The organism is Bradyrhizobium ingae (assembly GCF_055791185.1).
In genome coordinates this window covers 73,282-88,285 of the sequence record NZ_JBVUBB010000013.1, presented here as the reverse complement: position 1 = coordinate 88,285, position 15,004 = coordinate 73,282, and the positions used below count along the sequence as shown (strand labels likewise).

Sequence of the window (15,004 nt, the reverse complement as noted above, 5' to 3'; positions counted from 1 at the left end):
CAGCACTTCAAAAGGAGAACGATTATGGAAGTCATTTTGCTGGAACGCGTGGCCAAGCTCGGCCAGATGGGCGAAGTCGTGAAGGTTCGCGACGGCTATGCCCGTAATTTCCTGCTCAAGCGCGGCAAGGCGCTGCGCGCCACCGCCGACAACCGTTCCAAGTATGACGGCATGAAGGCCGAGCTCGAGGCACGCAACCTCGCGTCCAAGGCCGAGGCGTCCACGGTCGCCGAGAAGATCGAGGGCAAGAACATCACCGTGATCCGTCAGGCCTCCGAAGCCGGCCAGCTGTTCGGCTCGGTCACGGTGCGCGACATCGTCCTTGCCTTCGAGGCCGACGGCATCTCGCTCGCCCGCCCGCAGGTGCAACTCGACGCGCCGATCAAGACCATCGGCAAGCACACGATCAAGATCGCCGTTCACCCGGAGGTCGAGGTCGAGGTCACCGTGACGGTTGCGCGCAGCCAGGAAGAGGCCGAGCGCATCAACCGTGGCGAGGACATCTCGACCCGCAACGAGGACCGGGATGCTGCCGCCGAGGCGATCGCCGCCGCTGGCGAGTTCTTCGATCCGGAAGCCCAGCACGACGACGTCGCGCCGGCCCCGACGGAAGCGACCGAGCAGTAACGGACATCGTTATTCCGGGGCGCCTGAAAAGCGCCCTCGGAATAATGACGACAGATCGAAGCCCGGCCGCCTGTGCGGCCGGGCTGTTCGTTTTGAAATGAAGCTCTTCTTTAGCGGGAGAGCGGCGGGACCGGCGCGCCGGACGGCTCGGCCGGGGTCGGCGCAGAGCCGCCACCGTTTGAAGAGGTATCGGCGGGCTTCGCCGCGGTGTCGGCCGGCTTCTGCTCGGGCGCAGCTTCGGCCGGCTTTGCAGCAGCCGGCGGGGCCGGCGTCACCTGAGGCGCCGGATCGGGCCGCAGCGCGGGGGTCTGGCTGGTCGAAGGCTCGACCTTGGCGCTCTCGGGCTTATCGGCCGGCTTCTCCGCCGGCTTGTCCTTCGCGGCGTCAGGCTTGGCTTCGGTATCGACCTTGGCACTGTCGTTCTTCGTATCCTGCTTCGTATCGTTTTTGGGTTCGCTCTTCTTGTCCTCGGCCGGCGGCTCGGCTGCGGCAGGCATCTCCTTGGGTGTCTCACCCTTAGGCGTCTCACCCTTGGGCGTGTCAGCCTTCGGAGCTTCCTCCGGCTCGGGCTTGCCGCGCTTGCTCATGCGCTGCTTGGACTTGCGGCCCTCGGGGCCGCGCTCATTGGTCGCCTGGCCATCGGGCTTGCCGCTTTCCCTCGCACCCTCTTCGCTCGGCCGAGCCATCCGCTTCGAACCGGCGCGTCCGGCCTCGGATGCAGGAGCGCCCTCGCCCTCCGGCTTCGCAGCGTCCTGGTGCTGGCGTCGGCTGGGATGCTCGGGCTGTTGCGTGGCGCTGGAGTTGGCCTCTTTGTCTTTTTCCTTGGCGCCGTCCTTCTTGCCGTCCTTGGCCTGGTAGCGCGTGTCGGCCGCACCGTTGGAGACGAGATAGGAGGAGAGCACGCCCGCCATGTCTGAGCTTGTCGTGTAGTGCTGGCGCAAGAAGCCCGGCAGCGAGCCCGGCGGCACTGACTTGAGCAGCCCTCGCGGCGACTTGTGGCAGGCATTGCAGGTCTGAGCGAAGATCTGCGATGGGCTCTTGCCGGCCTCGAGGTTCGTCGCCTGCGCAAACGCAGCCTCTGGGGCGCCAAGGCCGATCAGAAGCAACACCGTCGCGAGGCTGAGCGCTCGGCTCGACATCCCGTCATCTCCATCGAAAATAAAACAAGAAAGCCAGCCCGCGCGTCAGGCGGTACCGGCAGCGGGTCACCTTTTAGCCGATTGAGCTGCAATTGGAAGCGCGCTCATGACGCAAGGATGTGATCGCGCGTTTTGCGAATATCGGCTTTGAACACAACGCAATAGCAGTCCGGAACAAGCTGATTAGATACCATGCAGATGCATAGGAACCAACGCGGTTCCGATGCGTCGGTGTGAAGGCGGGGGCTAGTCGCATCTTTTCGGGTTCGCTCGACGGGGTGTTCTATGGACCGTTTGTTGCGCAGCTTCCTGACGCAGTTCATCCGTCGCGGATCGATGACGGTCACGACCGCAAGCGGTGCAAAATTCACATGCGGCGACGGCGCCGGTCAGCACGTGGCGGTCCGCTTCGTGACGACCGAGGCGGAGCGCAAGATCCTGCTCAACCCCGAACTCGGGCTCGGCGAGGCCTACATGGAGAGCGAATTCGTCGTCGAGCAAGGCACGATCGCTGATGCCCTGGCGATCCTGCTGGATCAACCCGATATATTGCCGCAGTGGGCCAAGCCCCAATGGCACTTGCGCTACCTGACGCGGCATTTGAAGCAGTTCAACCTGCGTGCCCGCGCGAAGACCAACGTCGCCCATCACTACGATCTGGACGGTCGGCTCTATTCGCTCTTCCTCGACGCCGACAAGCAATATAGCTGCGCCTATTTCGAGACGCCGGACACTTCGCTCGACGACGCCCAGCTCGCCAAGAAGCGGCACGTCGCGGCGAAGCTCATCGTCAAACGCGGTCAGCGCGTGCTCGATATCGGCTCCGGCTGGGGCGGCCTCGGCCTCTATCTCGCCGAGATCGCAGGCGCCGACGTCACCGGCATCACGCTCTCGACCGAGCAGTTGCAGGTTGCGAACGCCCGCGCGGCCGAAAAGAGCCTGACCCGGTCGGCCCGGTTCCTGCTCCAGGACTATCGCGACATCGACGGTCCGTTCGACCGTATCGTCTCGGTCGGCATGTTCGAGCATGTCGGCGTCAAGTTCTACGACACCTATTTCCAGCGCTGCGCCGAGCTCCTCGCCGAGGACGGCATCATGCTGCTGCATTCGATCGGCCGTTCGCAGGGGCCGGACGCCACCAATCCCTGGATCGCCAAATACATCTTCCCCGGCGGCTATATTCCGGCGCTGTCCGAGGTCCTGCCCGCAATCGAGCGCGCAGGGCTGCTCGTCTGCGACATCGAGATCCTCCGCCTGCACTATGCCGAGACGCTGAAGGCCTGGCGCGAGCGCTTCATGGCGCGGCGCGAGGAAGCGGTGCAACTCTATGACGAGCGCTTTGCGTTGATGTGGGAATTTTATCTGGCCGCCTGCGAGATGACCTTCCGCAAGCAGGCCATGATGAACTTCCAGATCCAGCTCACCAGACGCCAGGGCGCGGTGCCCGTCACTCGCGACTATATCGCCCATGAGGAGGCACGGCTACGCGGCCTGGAAAGCGGGAGCAAGCCGAGGCTGAAGCTGGCCGGTGAATAACGAGGGTGAATAACGAGAGAAACTAGTGGCGCAGGCGTGAGGCTGGCAGCGCGAGCTGCGCACGGAACTGCGCCAGCGTTTCGGTCGACAGTTTGGGCCGTTCAGGTTCCGGGAGAGAGGCATCCTCCATGGCGGCGATCAGCGCGGCCAGCCAAATCCGGCTGCCCGCCTCGCTCTTCCATGTCTGCTGCCAAGTCTGCAGCTCCTGCCGCATTGTCGCCTCGTCTTCTGACGGCCACCGACGGGTTCAATTCGCTTCCCGCCAGCCTGTTCCCACTGTCACCCGAAAGAATCCGGGGTTCTGTGATCTGCTTCACAAAGCGGTGGTCGGAATTGTCCTAGACCCTCACCCATGAGCAAGAAGATCCAAACCTCCTTCGACGTGCAGGACGATCTCCGCACCGACTATGCCTTGATCGCCACCGGCGTTGCCGCCGCCCTTGTTGCGCTGGTCTACCTCCTGATCGTCTGAGCAGTCGGCCGGCCACCGCGCCGCTTGATGCGCGCCTGCAAAATAGGTCTGCGCGCCGGGAAATAAGGTTCACATCATCGGCTTTTTTCCGTGGCCCGGCGTGAGCAAGATCAAGGCGCCGAGGGGCAATTCCGCAAAACATCAGTCAAGCATCGCCCATGCTGCGGCTGCTAATCATCCACCATTTTAAAGACCAGTTGATAGCGACCAGCTTTCGCTTCCGCTTTGCGTGCCGTCGGCGCTTTATCGCCGCCCGCATTCCGCCGGAAAAGTTGCTAAGCACGTCCGACCATGGCCCTGACCGATTCGAATATCCTCAAACTCGCGCCTGAGCCGGGAACCCCCGCTTATCGGAGCGCGCCGCACAATATCGAGGCAGAACAGAGCCTTCTGGGCGCCATTTTGGTCAATAACGACGCCTTCTACCGCGTCTCCGACTTCCTCGAGCCGAAGCACTTCTTCGAGCCGCTGCACCAGACCATCTTCGAGACCGCCGGCAGCCTGATCCGGATGGGCAAGATCGCGACCCCGGTGACGCTCAAGACCTTCCTGCCTGCCGATACCGACGTCGGCGGCATGACCATCGGCCAATATCTGGCGCGCCTTGCGGCGGAAGCGACCACCATCATCAACGCCCAGGATTATGGCCGCACCATCTACGATCTCGCGCTACGCCGCGACTTGATCGGCATCGGCGAAGACATGGTCAATGTCGCCTATGACGCGCCGGTCGACTTTGCGCCGCGGGCGCAGATCGAGGATGCCGAGCGGCGCCTGTATGAACTCGCCGAGTCCGGCCGCTATGACGGCGGCTTCCAGAAGTTCTCGCAGGCGTTGGCGGTTGCGGTCGATCTCGCGGCAAAGGCGTTCCAGCGCGACGGAAAGCTATCCGGCATTTCCACGGGCATGCGCGACCTCGACACCAAGATGGGCGGCCTCCAGCACTCCGATCTCATCATCGTGGCCGGACGCCCGGGCATGGGCAAGACGTCGCTGGCGACCAACATCGCCTACAATGTCGCACGAGCCTACGTTCCGGAACTCCAGGCCGACGGCACGACGAAGGCCGCCAATGGCGGCGTAATCGGCTTCTTCTCCTGCGAAATGTCGGCCGACCAGCTCGCCACGCGTATCGTGGCCGAGCGCACCGGCGTTCCCTCCTCCCACATCCGCCGCGGCGGGATCTCGGAAGCCGATTTCGACAAGATCCGGGAGGTCTCGATCGAGCTGCAGTCGTTGCCGTTCTATGTCGACGCAACCGGCGGCCTGTCGATCGCGCAGCTCATGGCGCGCGCGCGCCGGCTGAAGCGCCAAAAGGGCCTCGATCTCCTCGTGATCGACTACATCCAGCTGCTGTCGGGCTCGGGCAAACGCGCCAGCGACAGCCGCGTGCAGGAAATCACGGAGATCACGACCAGCCTGAAGGCGCTGGCCAAGGAGCTCAACGTCCCCGTGATCGCGCTGTCGCAGCTCTCGCGTCAGGTGGAATCGCGCGACGACAAACGGCCGCAGCTCTCTGACCTGCGTGAATCCGGTTCGATCGAGCAGGACGCCGACGTCGTGCTGTTCGTGTATCGCGAGGAATATTACCTCGCCATGAAGGAGCCGCGCCCGGGCACGCCTGAACACGAGAAGTGGCAGCTTGACATGAGTCTTGCGCACGGAAAGGCCGAAGTCATCATCGGCAAGCAGCGCCACGGCCCGACAGGCACCGTCGACCTGGCGTTCGAGGCCTCGGTCACGCGGTTCGGCGACCTCGCCCCTGACAGTCAGCTGCCGGCGCGCAGCAACAACGACTACTGAGTTCCTTGAACCAAACCAGCCTCTTGCGTAAAACGGCGCCATGACACTGGCGTCCGACATGAACATGATCCCGCAATCCGGCCTTCTCTCGGTAGAGGGCAATCAGGCTGCCGCGCTCGCTGCTTTCGGCGGCGTGCTCACTGTCGACCTCGACGCGATCGTCGCGAACTGGCGCAAGCTCGAGAAGACCGCCGTGCCGGCCGAATGCGCTGCCGTGATCAAGGCCGACGCCTATGGCTGCGGCACCGAGCCGGTGGCGCGCGCGCTGCACAGAGCGGGCTGCAAGACCTTTTTCGTCGCGACGATCGAGGAAGCGCGCATCGCTCGCGCGGCAGTACCGACCGCGACGATCTATGTGCTCGGCGGCTATTTCCAGAACACCGGCGAGCATTACGCCAAGATCGACTGCCGGCCGGTGATCGGCGATCTCAACGAGCTCGCCGAATGGGACGTGTTCTGCCGCCGCACGGGCTGGACCGGGGGCGTGGCCATCCACATCGACACCGGCATGAACCGGCTCGGGCTGACGCTCCAGGAGGCGCAGGCCATCATCCCACGTATCAATGCCGGCGATCACGGGATCACGCTGGTGATGAGCCATCTGGTCTCCGCCGAACAGCTCAACAGCCCGGTCAACGCCAAGCAGCTCGCAGCTTTCCGCAGCATCGCGAGCGAATTCGCGGGCGTGCCAGCCGCGCTTGCCAATTCGTCCGGCATCTTCCTGGGCGCTCCCTTCCAGTTCGACCTGGTGCGGCCGGGCGCGGCGCTCTACGGCGTCAACCCGACGCCGGAGGCCGACAATCCGATGCAGCCGGTGGTCGATCTCAAGGCCCGCATCGTGCAGATCCGCACCATCGAGCGCGGCGAGACGGTCGGCTATGGCGGCACGTGGAGCGCGCGGCGCCCCACGAAGCTCGCGATCATCGCGGTCGGCTATGCCGACGGCTATTTCCGCGCTGCCAGCTCCAATGACGGCACCCGCGGCGCCGAGGTGATCGTCGCCGGCAAACGCTGTCCGGTCGCGGGCCGCGTCTCCATGGATCTGATCGCGATCGACATCACCGATCTGCCGCCGAACACGGTGCGACGCGGCCACATGGTGACGCTGCTCGGCGAAGGCATCACCGTCGACGAACTCGCGCATCATTTCGGCACCATCGGATATGAGGTGCTGACGAGCCTCGGCCACCGTTATGCCCGGGTCTACAAGGGCGGCAATGTGGTAGAGCCGCCGGCCAAGCCAGAGCTCGCCCAGGCAGCCGAGCAGCCCCCGTCCCCGCCGCCGACAGAGCAACCGGCAGCCCCGCCGCCGCTGCCGACTTAGTCAACACTGTCGTGCCCCGGACGCAGCGCAGTGCGCCGCTCTTCGCGGCGTAGTGGGGGCGCTTACTTCTTTTTTCGGCTGTCGAGCGCTTTCTTGCAGGAGGCGCTGAGCTGGTCGCGCTTGCCATTGAGGCACGCGACGATGCCGTTGCCCGGCGCGATGCCGGCGCAGAATTTGTCATAATCAGCCTTGCACGCGCCGCGCGGATCGGACGATTGTGCCAGCGCGGGCCCGGAGAGCATGAGGGCGAAGGCGATAGCGGTGAATCTCAACTTGGACATTGTCTCTCCGGATTGAGGCGTGAGGAGCCATCAGCTCTACATGAAGATTGCGACATTCAACATCAACAACATCAACCGTCGCCTGCCTAACCTGTTGCACTGGCTGCGCGCGGCGAATCCCGATGTCGTCGCCCTCCAAGAACTGAAGGCCACTGATGGCGAATTTCCGGCCGCTGCGATCGCAAAGGCCGGCTACGGCGCGGTCTGGCGCGGACAAAAGACCTGGAACGGCGTCGCCATTCTCGCGCGCAATGCCGAGCCGGTGCTGACCCGCGACCGCTTGCCGGGCGCCCCTGACGACACCGAGGCGCGCTACATCGAGGCGGCCGTGCGCGGCATCATCGTCGCCAGCATCTATCTGCCGAACGGCAACCCGCAGCCCGGACCGAAATTCGACTACAAGCTCGACTGGTTCGCCCGCCTGAAGCGCCACGCGAAGACCTTCCTGAAACAGGACCTGCCGGTCGTGCTCGCCGGCGACTACAACGTCGCGCCGACGGAGATCGACATCTATCCGACAAGATCGTGGGACAAGGACGCCCTGGTCCAGCCCAAGAGCCGCGCCGCATTCGCCTCACTCGTCGCGCAAGGCTGGTGCGATGCGATCCGCGAGTTGCATCCCGAGAAGCGCGTCTACACGTTCTGGGACTACAAGCGTAACCGCTGGCCGCGCGATGCGGGCTTAAGGCTTGATCATCTTTTGCTCAGCCCTGCCCTCGTGCCGCAGCTGGCGAAGGCTGGCGTCGACAAGCGGGTCCGCGGCGAAGACGGCGCCAGCGATCACGCACCGGCGTGGGTGGTGCTGAATTAGGCGCGCGCTCTCAAGTCTGTTGACGACGTTGATGCAGCAATTCGGCAGTAGCTTCGATGATTTCGCCATGCGCCAGCAGCTGCCATTGAACATGACGGCACGATTTTGTATTCGATCCTGACCTGGTCTCTTCCCAAAGTCTATTCTGGTTGAAGAAGACGCGAGAGGCAGCGAAATGCTACCGGAACCAATTGCTTATTGTTTCTACCGTTATCGCGGGCTCTTCCGTCACACTTGGATCGTCGCGACTTTCGCAATCGCTATGGTTGCCGCTCCACTACCGGCTTCAGCGACACCAAATGTGTCAGCGTGCGGTTATCTCGCTGATCTAATCGATAAGGCACCGCCAGGGCCGTTGTTCTTGCCCAGCTATCCGACCGTCGAAGCGGGGCCTCTCCATGGCGCCGCCTACCTTTATGACGATGCGCTGGCCGCCATCGCATTGGTCGGTTGCGGTGAACGAGACAAAGCATATCGGATTGGGGCGGCGATTCTCTGGGCGATTGACAACGACCGCACTTGGCACGATGGACGACTCCGGAACGCTTACGCCGCGGGTGTGGTGGCGAATAGCCCCGTCAAACTCCCGGGGTGGTGGGACAATGCCCAGAACAAATGGTTAGAAGATCGATACCAGGTGGGTAGCGATAATGGAAACATGGCATGGGCCATGTTGGCTTTGCTGTCGATTGACGATGTGAACACCGGCTCTCGGTTCCGAGACGGTGCGACACGAATTGGCGCCTGGGTCGCGCAATGGGCCGACGCGCGCGGCACTGGCGGTTTCACGGGCGGTACGTTTGGGCATGAACCGACGCCCGACGTACGGACATGGAAATCGACTGAACATAATACTGATCTCGCCGCCGCGTTTGGCCTTCTTGCGATCCGTACAGGCGATTCGCGCTGGCGTGATAAGGCAACGGCTGCTGAGCACTTCGTAAATACGATGTGGGATCCGGCATGCGCCTGTTTCGCCGCAGGGACCGCTGAAGACGGCGTCACGCGCAATCCGATTTTGGCCCTCGATGCTCAGGTTTGGCCCTTAACGGCGCTCCCCGGAGCGGCCAAGAAATTTGCATCGGCAATTACTACCGCCGAACAGCGAATGGGTGTCGACGGGGGCTTTTCTTACGGTGAAGACCGAGACGGAGTGTGGACCGAAGGGACGGGCCAAATGGCTCTCTTGCTGGAGTTACTCGGCAGGGGCGAGAAGGCAAAATCGTTGATCGCTGTAATCGAATCCCAGAGGTCGCCGGATGGCGGGTTCTATGCCGCAAGTGTCCGAGGGCTACCGACTGGGTTCATGCTGGATACCGATCCGGCCAAGCCACGACTCTATTTTCGATTGCCACATCTTGGTGCAGCTTCGTGGGCCGCCCTTGCAGAACGAGGGTTCAATCCCTTTACGGCGACAAGCAGACTTCCGTAGTTCACCCAGCGGTGCCCGTCTCAGACTTTTAAGTGCTTTTCGATTTCGATAAGTCCGCAAAGGGTCAAACGGCGACATTCCCCCAGAGCTTCGGGCATGCATGCTCAATACTCGAAAGCGGACATCTCGCGTCCATGCTGGTAAGTATGCGCACCCTCACCACAAATTCTTCCCGTCGATCACGTTCACCGGCACAGCATCGAGATCGAAATCGTCGAACAGGCGCGCGTTGATGCCGACCTTGGGATTGTCGAAATCGGGTTTGCCGGTCGACCAGTCCGGCGACTCCGAATAGGTGCCGCAACCGCAGCTCGCGCAGTAGTGATGTTTGACGGTGCGGCTGCCCCATTGGTAGGTCGCGACGTTCTCCTGCGGAGAGAGCAAGCGGAACTGGGCAGGCTTGTAATAGGCCCATAGCGCCCCGCGCTTGGCGCAGAGCGAGCAAGTGCAGCGCGTCACGCTGGCCGGCGGCTCCGTGACCTCGAACACCGTCTCGCCGCAATGACAGCTTCCCTCGACCGACATGGCCCGCTCCGTCTCTCGAAATTTGTCAGGAGATGGTCGTAGCCCGGTCCTGCTGCCAACATGCTGTCAGCATGTGTTGCGGCGCGGCAGCTAATTTGCGGACAGCCGCTTGGTGTTCGCCAAAATTCTAAGGATCAGGCCGGCGTTCGCCTGGATAGTCCACGGAGGCGCTACGGCGCCGTCCCGATGCCACGCGAACCAATCGATCACCGTCATCCTGAGGTGGCCGCGATAGCGGCCCTCGAAGGACGACGGCCCGGCTCCATCCCGGCCGTTCATCCTTCGAGGCTCGCTTCGCGAGCACCTCAGGATGACGGAACTCACAGCGTGATTGCGAGCGCAGCAAGCCCGCATTCGCCCGCAAAGCCGCCCCCGGCTACTTCGCATGGAGTTGTTTTCCGGATTTTGTTGTCGCGCAAGCGAACTGGTCCGATCGGCGACAAGAATTGACTACACTCCCCCCGATTCCCGGAGTCTTCGTCCTTGGCTTTCCTTTTCGTCCTCATCGTCGGCCTGATCGCCGGCACCATTTCCGGCATCGTCGGCACAGGGTCGTCGATCATGCTGATGCCGGTGCTGGTCTATGAATACGGGCCGAAGGAAGCGGTGCCGATCATGGCGGTGGCCGCAGTGATGGCGAACCTGTCGCGGATCCTCGCCTGGTGGCGCGAGGTCGACTGGAAGGCGTGCGCAGCCTATTCCGTCACCGGCATCCCTGCCGCGGCGCTCGGCGCGCGGACGCTGCTGGCGTTGCCCTCGCACGCCGTTGATCTTGCGATCGGCATCTTCCTCATCGCGATGGTGCCGGCTCGGCACTGGCTAGCGCGGCATAATTTGAAAGCGAACCTCTGGCACCTCGCGATCGGCGGCGCGATCATCGGTTATCTCACCGGCATCGTGGTCTCGACCGGCCCGCTCAGCGTGCCGCTGTTCCTGTTCTACGGCCTGACCAAGGGCGCCTTCCTTGCGACCGAGGCCGCCTCCTCGCTCGGCCTCTATCTTTCGAAATCCGTGACCTTCGAACGCTTCGGCGCGCTGACCGGCGATGTCGCAATCAAGGGCTTGATCGCCGGCTCCTCGCTGATGTCCGGCGCCTTCATCGCCAAGCGCTTCGTGCTCCACATGAAGCCGGACGTGTTCCGCCTGGTGATGGATGCCATCATGGTCGCAGCGGGGCTCTCCATGCTATGGAACGCCACCCAATCCCCCTGACACCGATTCACCAGTCCCCATGGCCAAATCCACGCTCTCCTTCGTCTGCCAGAACTGCGGCGCGGCCTATAATCGCTGGCAGGGCAAGTGCGAGGCCTGCGGCGAGTGGAACACGCTGGCCGAGGAGGACGCGACCGGCAACGTCCCGGTGTCGATCCGCTCCAAGCGCAAGGGCCGCACCTTCGCGCTGGAGAGCCTGGCGGGAAAAAGCCCCGACGCCCCCCGCCTGTCGTCGGGGATGACCGAGCTCGACCGCGTTACCGGCGGCGGCTTCGTGCGTGGCTCGGTGCTGCTGGTCGGCGGCGATCCCGGCATCGGCAAGTCGACGCTGCTGACTCAGGCCACCAGCCTGCTGGCCCGCGCCGGCCATCGCATCGTCTACATCTCCGGCGAAGAGGCGATCGCGCAGGTGCGCCTGCGCGCCGAGCGGCTGGGGTTGTCGGACGCGCCGGTGCAGCTCGCCGCGGAGACGTCGGTCGAGGACATCATCTCGACGCTGTCGGAAGGCTCCGTCCCCCGCCTGATCGTGATCGACTCGATCCAGACCATGTGGACCGACACCGTCGAGTCGGCGCCCGGCACCGTGACGCAGGTCCGCGCCTCGGCGCAGGCCCTGATCCGCTTCGCCAAGAAGACGGGAGCCGCCATCATCCTGGTTGGCCACGTCACCAAGGACGGCCAGATCGCCGGCCCCCGTGTGGTCGAGCACATGGTCGACGCCGTGCTGTCCTTCGAGGGTGAAGGCTCTCAGCAATTCCGCATCTTACGCGCCGTGAAGAACCGCTTCGGCCCCACCGACGAGATCGGCGTCTTCGAGATGACGGGCCTCGGCCTGCGCGAGGTCACCAACCCGTCGGAACTGTTCCTGTCGGAGCGCGACCTCGGCACGCCGGGCACCGCCGTGTTCGCAGGCATCGAGGGCACCCGCCCCGTGCTGGTCGAACTGCAGGCCCTGGTGGCGCCGACCTCGCTCGGCACCCCGCGCCGCGCCGTGGTCGGCTGGGACCCAAGCCGGCTCTCGATGGTGCTGGCGGTGCTGGAGGCCCATTGCGGGGTCAAGCTGTCCGGCCACGACGTCTATCTGAACGTCGCGGGCGGCCTGCGTATTCACGAGCCGGCGGCCGACCTCGCTGCCGCTGCGGCGCTGGTTTCCTCCCTGGTTAACGCGCAGTTACCGACCGACGCCGTCTATTTCGGCGAGATTTCGCTCTCCGGCGTGGTGCGGCCCGTGGCCCAGACCCCCGCGCGGCTCAAGGAGGCCGCAAAGCTCGGCTTCAGCCGCGCCGTGCTGCCCGAATCGGCCCGTGGCGAGGCCGGCGGCGACGCCGGGCTGTCGCTCAACGCCGTGAACAGCCTGACCACGCTGGTCGCCGAGATCGCCGCCCGCGGCTCCCGCCGGGGCGAATCCACAACCCAGCCCGAGAAAAATGCCACACCCGCCAGATTCCGCCGTGGAGAAGGCTAGGTGGAGGTGACGATCCCCGGCCCCGCCGCTATACAGCCGTCACAAAGCAACACGGGATTGCGTGGTTCCAGACTTGCCGGGAACACCGTCTGCCCCTCACTTGGGGCGACGGCCAAAACACCGATTCGCTGAGCATCTTTGAGAGTACGAGCGGACCAGAGCAGCCGATGCCGATTACACTCCTCGATCTGATCCTGCTCGGTGTGATGCTGATCTCGGGCCTGCTTGCCATGGTCCGCGGCTTCATGCGCGAAATCCTGTCGATCGCGGCCTGGGGTGCGGCGGCGATCGTGACGCTTTATTCGTTCTCGAAGCTGCTACCGACCGCAAAGACCTATTTCAACAACGATACGGTCGCCAGCGTCGTGGTCGTGGCCGGCGTGTTCGTGGGTACGCTGATCGTGGTCTCCGTGATCACGGTCCGGATCTCCGACATGATCCTGGATTCGCGGATCGGCGCCCTGGACCGCACCCTGGGCTTCCTGTTTGGCCTCGCCCGCGGCCTCCTGATCGTCGTGGTCGCCTTCCTGTTCTTCACCTGGCTGGTCCCGGACAAGCAGCGCCCGGACTGGGTGACGGGGGCGAAGTCCCGGGTGGTGCTGCAGGGAACCGGGGATTGGCTGATGTCGCTCTTGCCGGACGACCCCGAGAACACCATCTTGAAGAGATTCAAGAAAAACAAACCAGATGATGATCAAGCTGATACCGAGCAGCAGCCTGCGGGCGGCGGCGACGGCTACAGTAAACCGGCTCGTGACAGCCTTAAAAAGCTGATCGAGAAACCCGCGGCGCGTTGAATTGAGCCCGAAGAGAGGCGCGATGGACGAGATGCAAAAACCCGACTGGAACGCCCAGCTTGATCTCGACCTACCCCCGGCCGGGCTTGAGCTTCAGGACGATCTCGAGGGGGACACGCTACGCGAGGAATGCGGCGTGTTCGGCATCTACGGCCACCCCGAGGCCGCCGCCATCACGGCGCTCGGCCTTCACGCCCTTCAGCACCGCGGCCAGGAATCCGCCGGCATCGTCTCCTATGACGGCAGCCGCTTTCACTTGGAACGCCGCCTCGGGCTCGTCGGCGACACCTTCTCCCGCCGCGAGGTGATCGACCGCCTGCCCGGCAACATGGCCGTCGGCCATGTCCGCTATTCCACCACTGGCGCCAACATCCTGCGCAACGTGCAGCCGCTGTTCGCCGAGCTCAATGCCGGCGGCCTTGCAGTCGCCCACAACGGCAACCTCACCAACGGCCTGACGCTGCGCCGCGAGCTCGTGAAGAACGGCGCGATGATGCAGTCGACTAACGACACCGAGGTGATCCTGCATCTGGTCGCGCGCTCCAGGCGCAGCCGCTTCATCGAGCGCTACATCGACGCCTTGCGCGAGATCGAGGGCGCCTACGCGCTGGTCTCGCTCACCAACAAAAAGCTGGTCGGCGCGCGCGATCCGCGCGGCATCCGTCCGCTGGTGCTCGGTGAGCTCGACGGCTGCCCGATCCTGACCTCGGAGACCTGCGCGCTCGACATCATCGGCGCGCGCTTCATCCGCGACATCGAGCCGGGCGAAGTCATCGTGTTCGACGAGAACGGCGAGGACATCCACAAGCCGTTCCCGCCGATGGCCCCGCGGCCCTGCATCTTCGAATACATCTATTTCTCCCGTCCGGATTCCATCGTCCACGGCCGCTCGGTCTACGAGGTTCGCAAGGCCTTCGGCGCGCAGCTCGCGCGCGAGAGCCACGTGCCGGTCGACGTTGTGGTGCCGGTGCCGGATTCCGGCGTACCCGCCGCGGTCGGTTACAGCCAGTTCTCCGGCGTGCCCTTCGAGCTCGGCATCATCCGCAACCACTATGTCGGCCGTACCTTCATCCAGCCGACGCAGGCGATCCGCGAATCCGGCGTGCGCATGAAGCACTCGGCGAACCGCGCCGCGATCGAAGGCAAGCGCATCATCCTGATCGACGACTCCCTGGTGCGCGGCACCACCTCGAAGAAGATCGTACGAATGATGCGCGATGCAGGCGCGACGGAAGTGCACTTCCGTCTCGCCTCGCCGCCGATCCTCTATCCCGACTACTACGGCATCGACCTGCCCGATCGCGGCGGCCTGCTCGCCGCAACGCACTCGCTCGAAGAAATGCGCGAGATCATCGGCGCGGACTCGCTCGCCTTCCTGTCGATCGACGGCATGTACCGTGCGATGGGCGAGCCCGGCCGGGACCCGGCCAATCCGAAGTTTTCGGACCACTGCTTTACCGGCGCCTATCCGACGCATCTCACCGATCAGACCCAGACCGAGGCGCAGCCGCGGCAGTTGTCGCTGCTGGCGGAGGCGAGCTGAGTCGTCGTCCCGGCGAAAGCCAGGACCCATTACCACA

The 15,004-nt window shown here is 64.0% G+C and carries 14 protein-coding genes; 10 read left to right on the top strand and 4 right to left on the bottom strand.

Annotated elements, in window-relative coordinates; genetic code table 11:
- Nucleotides 1–24: 24 nt before the first annotated feature.
- Nucleotides 25–627, top strand: a complete 603-nt coding sequence (rplI, locus tag ACV1FX_RS20335; RefSeq protein ID WP_473119332.1) for a 50S ribosomal protein L9 — start codon at nucleotides 25–27, stop codon at nucleotides 625–627.
- A 110-nt stretch (nucleotides 628–737) separates the two neighbouring features.
- Here the strand turns inward: rplI and ACV1FX_RS20330 are convergent, their stop codons facing one another.
- Nucleotides 738–1,766 (bottom strand): hypothetical protein, encoded by a 1,029-nt coding sequence (locus ACV1FX_RS20330; protein ID WP_473119331.1) that lies wholly within the window; start codon nucleotides 1,764–1,766, stop codon nucleotides 738–740.
- A gap of 285 nt (nucleotides 1,767–2,051) precedes the next feature.
- On the opposite strand from ACV1FX_RS20330, the gene ACV1FX_RS20325 reads away from it, so the two are divergent.
- Nucleotides 2,052–3,302, top strand: coding sequence for a class I SAM-dependent methyltransferase (locus tag ACV1FX_RS20325; RefSeq protein ID WP_473119330.1), 1,251 nt, complete (start codon nucleotides 2,052–2,054; stop codon nucleotides 3,300–3,302).
- 22 nt (nucleotides 3,303–3,324) lie between these two features.
- Here ACV1FX_RS20325 and ACV1FX_RS20320 read toward each other — a convergent pair whose 3' ends face one another.
- Nucleotides 3,325–3,516 carry a transcriptional regulator gene (locus ACV1FX_RS20320; protein ID WP_473119329.1) on the bottom strand — a complete coding sequence of 64 codons (192 nt, stop codon included), beginning with the start codon at nucleotides 3,514–3,516 and terminating at the stop codon, nucleotides 3,325–3,327.
- A gap of 549 nt (nucleotides 3,517–4,065) precedes the next feature.
- On the opposite strand from ACV1FX_RS20320, the gene ACV1FX_RS20315 reads away from it, so the two are divergent.
- The gene (locus ACV1FX_RS20315; RefSeq protein WP_473119328.1) at nucleotides 4,066–5,577 is read left to right on the top strand and encodes a replicative DNA helicase; all 1,512 of its coding nucleotides are present in this window, start codon (nucleotides 4,066–4,068) and stop codon (nucleotides 5,575–5,577) included.
- Nucleotides 5,578–5,623: 46 nt separating this feature from the next.
- Entirely contained in the window at nucleotides 5,624–6,901 is a 1,278-nt protein-coding gene (alr, locus tag ACV1FX_RS20310; protein ID WP_473119417.1) for an alanine racemase, read from the top strand.
- Nucleotides 6,902–6,963: 62 nt separating this feature from the next.
- On the opposite strand, the gene ACV1FX_RS20305 is transcribed toward alr, so the two are convergent.
- Nucleotides 6,964–7,182: a cysteine rich repeat-containing protein gene (locus ACV1FX_RS20305; RefSeq protein WP_473119327.1), complete on the bottom strand. Its 219-nt coding sequence runs from the start codon at nucleotides 7,180–7,182 to the stop codon at nucleotides 6,964–6,966.
- Between the two features lie 40 nt (nucleotides 7,183–7,222).
- Between ACV1FX_RS20305 and ACV1FX_RS20300 the strand changes: the two genes are divergently transcribed.
- Together ACV1FX_RS20300 and ACV1FX_RS20295 are read left to right on the top strand one after the other, a co-directional pair.
- Entirely contained in the window at nucleotides 7,223–7,993 is a 771-nt protein-coding gene (locus ACV1FX_RS20300; protein WP_473119416.1) for an exodeoxyribonuclease III, read from the top strand.
- A 361-nt stretch (nucleotides 7,994–8,354) separates the two neighbouring features.
- Entirely contained in the window at nucleotides 8,355–9,425 is a 1,071-nt protein-coding gene (locus ACV1FX_RS20295; RefSeq protein ID WP_473119326.1) for a hypothetical protein, read from the top strand.
- Nucleotides 9,426–9,581: 156 nt separating this feature from the next.
- Here the strand turns inward: ACV1FX_RS20295 and ACV1FX_RS20290 are convergent, their stop codons facing one another.
- A complete protein-coding gene (locus ACV1FX_RS20290) occupies nucleotides 9,582–9,950 on the bottom strand; it encodes a GFA family protein (RefSeq protein WP_473119325.1) in 369 nt (122 codons plus the stop codon).
- Nucleotides 9,951–10,433: 483 nt separating this feature from the next.
- Between ACV1FX_RS20290 and ACV1FX_RS20285 the strand changes: the two genes are divergently transcribed.
- From ACV1FX_RS20285 to purF, 4 genes are all read left to right on the top strand, one after another.
- The gene (locus tag ACV1FX_RS20285) at nucleotides 10,434–11,162 is read left to right on the top strand and encodes a sulfite exporter TauE/SafE family protein (protein ID WP_473119324.1); all 729 of its coding nucleotides are present in this window, start codon (nucleotides 10,434–10,436) and stop codon (nucleotides 11,160–11,162) included.
- A gap of 19 nt (nucleotides 11,163–11,181) precedes the next feature.
- Nucleotides 11,182–12,627, top strand: a complete 1,446-nt coding sequence (gene radA, locus ACV1FX_RS20280; protein WP_473119323.1) for a DNA repair protein RadA — start codon at nucleotides 11,182–11,184, stop codon at nucleotides 12,625–12,627.
- A gap of 167 nt (nucleotides 12,628–12,794) precedes the next feature.
- The gene (locus tag ACV1FX_RS20275) at nucleotides 12,795–13,424 is read left to right on the top strand and encodes a CvpA family protein (RefSeq protein ID WP_473119322.1); all 630 of its coding nucleotides are present in this window, start codon (nucleotides 12,795–12,797) and stop codon (nucleotides 13,422–13,424) included.
- Between the two features lie 31 nt (nucleotides 13,425–13,455).
- Nucleotides 13,456–14,967, top strand: a complete 1,512-nt coding sequence (gene purF, locus ACV1FX_RS20270; protein ID WP_473119415.1) for an amidophosphoribosyltransferase — start codon at nucleotides 13,456–13,458, stop codon at nucleotides 14,965–14,967.
- The last annotated feature ends 37 nt before the right edge of the window (nucleotides 14,968–15,004 follow it).

Coding starts and splice junctions, on each gene's coding strand:
- rplI (WP_473119332.1), top strand. CDS start 25: ATGGAAGTCATTTTGCTGGAACGCGTGGCCAAGCTCGGCCAGATGGGC.
- ACV1FX_RS20330 (WP_473119331.1), bottom strand. CDS start 1,766: ATGTCGAGCCGAGCGCTCAGCCTCGCGACGGTGTTGCTTCTGATCGGC.
- ACV1FX_RS20325 (WP_473119330.1), top strand. CDS start 2,052: ATGGACCGTTTGTTGCGCAGCTTCCTGACGCAGTTCATCCGTCGCGGA.
- ACV1FX_RS20320 (WP_473119329.1), bottom strand. CDS start 3,516: ATGCGGCAGGAGCTGCAGACTTGGCAGCAGACATGGAAGAGCGAGGCG.
- ACV1FX_RS20315 (WP_473119328.1), top strand. CDS start 4,066: ATGGCCCTGACCGATTCGAATATCCTCAAACTCGCGCCTGAGCCGGGA.
- ACV1FX_RS20305 (WP_473119327.1), bottom strand. CDS start 7,182: ATGTCCAAGTTGAGATTCACCGCTATCGCCTTCGCCCTCATGCTCTCC.
- ACV1FX_RS20300 (WP_473119416.1), top strand. CDS start 7,223: ATGAAGATTGCGACATTCAACATCAACAACATCAACCGTCGCCTGCCT.
- ACV1FX_RS20290 (WP_473119325.1), bottom strand. CDS start 9,950: ATGTCGGTCGAGGGAAGCTGTCATTGCGGCGAGACGGTGTTCGAGGTC.
- radA (WP_473119323.1), top strand. CDS start 11,182: ATGGCCAAATCCACGCTCTCCTTCGTCTGCCAGAACTGCGGCGCGGCC.
- ACV1FX_RS20275 (WP_473119322.1), top strand. CDS start 12,795: ATGCCGATTACACTCCTCGATCTGATCCTGCTCGGTGTGATGCTGATC.
- purF (WP_473119415.1), top strand. CDS start 13,456: ATGCAAAAACCCGACTGGAACGCCCAGCTTGATCTCGACCTACCCCCG.